2 protein-coding genes are annotated in these 3259 nt (G+C 73.4%); both read right to left on the minus strand.

Annotated features, from left to right (window positions below; translation table 11 throughout):
* Window positions 1-2323: non-ribosomal peptide synthetase (locus GA0070215_RS27730; protein ID WP_141708290.1), on the minus strand; the 2323-nt coding region annotated here is incomplete at its 3' end.
* 127 nt (window positions 2324-2450) lie between these two features.
* Window positions 2451-3259: condensation domain-containing protein (locus GA0070215_RS27735; protein WP_244167188.1), on the minus strand; the 809-nt coding region annotated here is incomplete at its 5' end.

Genomic DNA, 3259 nt, shown 5'->3' on the forward strand with positions numbered 1-3259 from the left:
GCGAGACGGGCACCACCACGTCGGCGGCCTCGTCGAGGGCGACGGCGACGGCGGCGGACTGCAACGACGTGCCGCCGAGGTGGAAGAACCCGTCGAGTGACCCGACCCGGTCCAGCCCGAGCACCGTCGCGAAGATCCCCGCGACGAGGCGTTCGCCCTCGGTGGCCGGTTCGGTGTAGGGCACGTCGAGGTCGGGACGGCGCGAGCCCGGTTCTGGTAGCGCCCGCCGGTCGATCTTGCCGGTGCCGCCGGTGGGTAACCGGTCCAGGACCATGATCACGGCGGGGACCATGTAGGGCGGCAGCACCGCGGCGGCGTGTGCCCGCAGGTCGGCGGTGACGGGAACGCGGCCGTCGCGGCCGGTGACGTAGCCGACGAGCCGGGCGGTGCCCTGGTCCTCGCGACGGGTGACGACGGCGGTGCCGACGTCCGGATGTTGTTCGAGAGTCGCTTCGATCTCACCGAGTTCGATGCGGATGCCGTTGACCTTGACCTGGTGGTCCATCCGGCCGAGGATCTCCAGCGCTCCGGTGGCGTTCCACCGGCCGAGGTCGCCGGTGCGGTAGGCGGTCCCGCCGCCGTACGGGTCGGTGACGAACCGCTGGGCGGTCAGTTCGGGGCGGTTGAGGTAACCGTCGGCGACGCCGGCGCCGGTGATGAGGATCTCGCCGGGAACGCCCATGGGGACGAGGTCGAGCTTGGCGTCGACGACGCGGATCTGCCGGTTGGGCATGGGTCGGCCGATGGGCACGTACGCGCCGGGCCAGCCCTTCGACGCGTCGAACCAGGTGCAGGCGACGGATGCCTCCGCGGGCCCGTACGCGTTGATCAGGCGGGCACCGGCGGCCGTCCAGCGGTGTGCCATGCGGGGCGGAATGGGTTCCCCGGCGAGGGTCACGCACGTCAGGCTGGGGCAGTCGGCGGGATCGACGGCGGCGAGGTTCGTCGGTGGGCAGAACGCGTGGGTGGCCTGCTCCTTGGCGATCAGCTCAGTCAGCCGGCGGGCGTCCAGCAGGTCGTCGCGGGAGCTGACGACGACGCGGGCACCGGAGGTCAGCGCGGTGTAGATCTCGCCGAGGGCCACGTCGAAGACCGGGGAACAGGAATGGAGCATCCGGCTGTCCGGCCCGACCGCGCACTCCTCCCGCATCCAGGTGACGAAGTTCGTCAGGTGCTCGTGGGTCAGCACGACACCCTTCGGTGTCCCGGTCGAGCCGGACGTGTAGATCACGAACGCCGGCCGGGAGGGGGCCACCACCGGCAGGTCGGCCGCCTCGGCCGCCGTCACGGTGGGCCAGTCGGCATCGAGGGCGACGACCCGTACGCCGTCAGGTCCGGGGACACGCGGGGCGACCTCGCCGACGGTGAGGACGACCCGGGCGCCGTGGTCGGCCAGCAGCATCCGCATCCGCTCCGCCGGCCAGGACACGTCCATCGGCGTGTACGCCGCCCCCGCCCGCAGCACCGCCAGGGTGGCGACGAGGGTCCACATGCTGCGGTCCAGCGCCAGCGACACCACGTCCCCGGGCCGTACGCCCATCGACCGTAGCCGCGCGGCCAACTCCCCCGAGCGACGGGCCAGCTCCGCGTACGTCAGCACCTCCCCGGCGGCCACGCCGGCCACCGCGTCCGGCGTGCGTCGCGCCCATTCGAGCACCAGCTCGTGCAGCGGCGCACCTGGCACCGGGCGGGCCGGGCCCCGGCCCCACGCGAGCAGCCGCTCGCGCTCGGTCGCGCCCAGCAGCGGCAGCGCGCCCAGCGGCACCCCGGGTTCCCGGACGCCGGCCGACAGCAACGACACGGTCTGGTCCACCAGACCTCGCACCCAGTCCGCCGAGAAGCCGTCGGCGGCGTAGTCCACCCGGAGCGCCGACCCGTCCCCCGCGACGGTCACCAGGATGTCCACGTCCACCACGTCCGGCCCCACCTCGGCCACCGGGGTGTCCACCAGCCCGACCACCACCGGCCCCACCGCGCCCGCGCTGCGCGCGACCGGTCCGGCCAGCGCCGTGGCCACCCGCGACGTCAGCTCGCCGAAGCCCGGTTCGTCCGCGACGTCGACCCGCAGCACGCCGCCCGACGACAGGCCGACCGCCACCTCGGCCTGGCCCGTGTACCGGGCCAGCACCCCCAGCAGACCGGCCAGCAGCACCGGGCCGGGAGAGCGCGCCCCCGCCGGGACGGGCGGGTCGATCCGCCGGTAGGCGGAGGCCGCCCGGGCCGGCCACGCGGCCGGCCGGCGCAGGTCCCCCATCAGGTCGAGGATCTCGAAGCCGGGCCCAGCGACATCCGTGGCCTGCGCACCGACGATTCCGACAGACATTGAGCCAGCCTCCGATCAGGGCCGGCGCCACCCAGAGGGGTGCGCCGGAAGGGACAACCACGAACTCTCGGGACAACGGGCCGCATGCCACGCGGCGACGAGCGGTCCGGTACGCAGGGGCGGACGGTCAACCGGCGGTGGGCGCACCCGCCGGCCCGTCTTCGAGGAAGCGCAGCATGTGGTGGTTCAGCTCCTCGGCGAAGCTGTACGGCAGGTAGTCGGTGCGGATGGTGACGCGCAGGAGAGCATGGTCGACGCGGGGCAGGACCTCGACCGTGAGCCCGTTGGGCACCTCCCGGGCGTACGGGTCGACGACCTCCTCGGCCCGGCAGCCGGGCAGCTCCAGCGGCACCACCACGTTGTCCTGGAACACGAACGTCGGCAGGCTCGCGACCACCTCGCCGGAGAGCCCGGCGGCGGGATCGTCGGCGGTCTCCGCGAAGGGAACGTCCTGGGCCCGCATGAGATCGCGGATCGTCTCGTCGACCCGCAGGACCAGCTTGTCGTCGTGCGGCCCGTCGAAGCGCACCCGCACGCAGTTGAGGTTGAGCCGGGTGGTGAACGCGGAGTCGAGGACGCGGCTGCCGCGCTGGGCGACCACCATCAGCAGGGCGATGTCGTCCTGCCCGTGGATGGCGCGTAGCGCCGAGGCGAAGGCGGCCACGAAGTAGCTGGAGCGGCTGAAGCGCTGGTCGCGGGCGGTCCGGTCCCAGCGGTCGAGCACCGCGGGGGTGACGGTGAGCGTGTGGCCCGCCTTCGGTCCCCAGGCGAGGGCCTGCTCCAGGGGCGCGGCGGCCGGGCCCTTGCCTTGGCGGGATAGGTCGCGTAGTTGTTCGCGCCAGTAGGTTCGTTGGGTTTGCAGGTTGGCGGCGTTGCGGAGGCGGGTGTGTTCGTCGTGGGTTTGGTGGAGTGTGGGTGCGGGGTGTTTCCAGGTGG

Source organism: Micromonospora marina (assembly GCF_900091565.1).
Taxonomy (GTDB): Bacteria; Actinomycetota; Actinomycetes; order Mycobacteriales; family Micromonosporaceae; genus Micromonospora; species Micromonospora marina.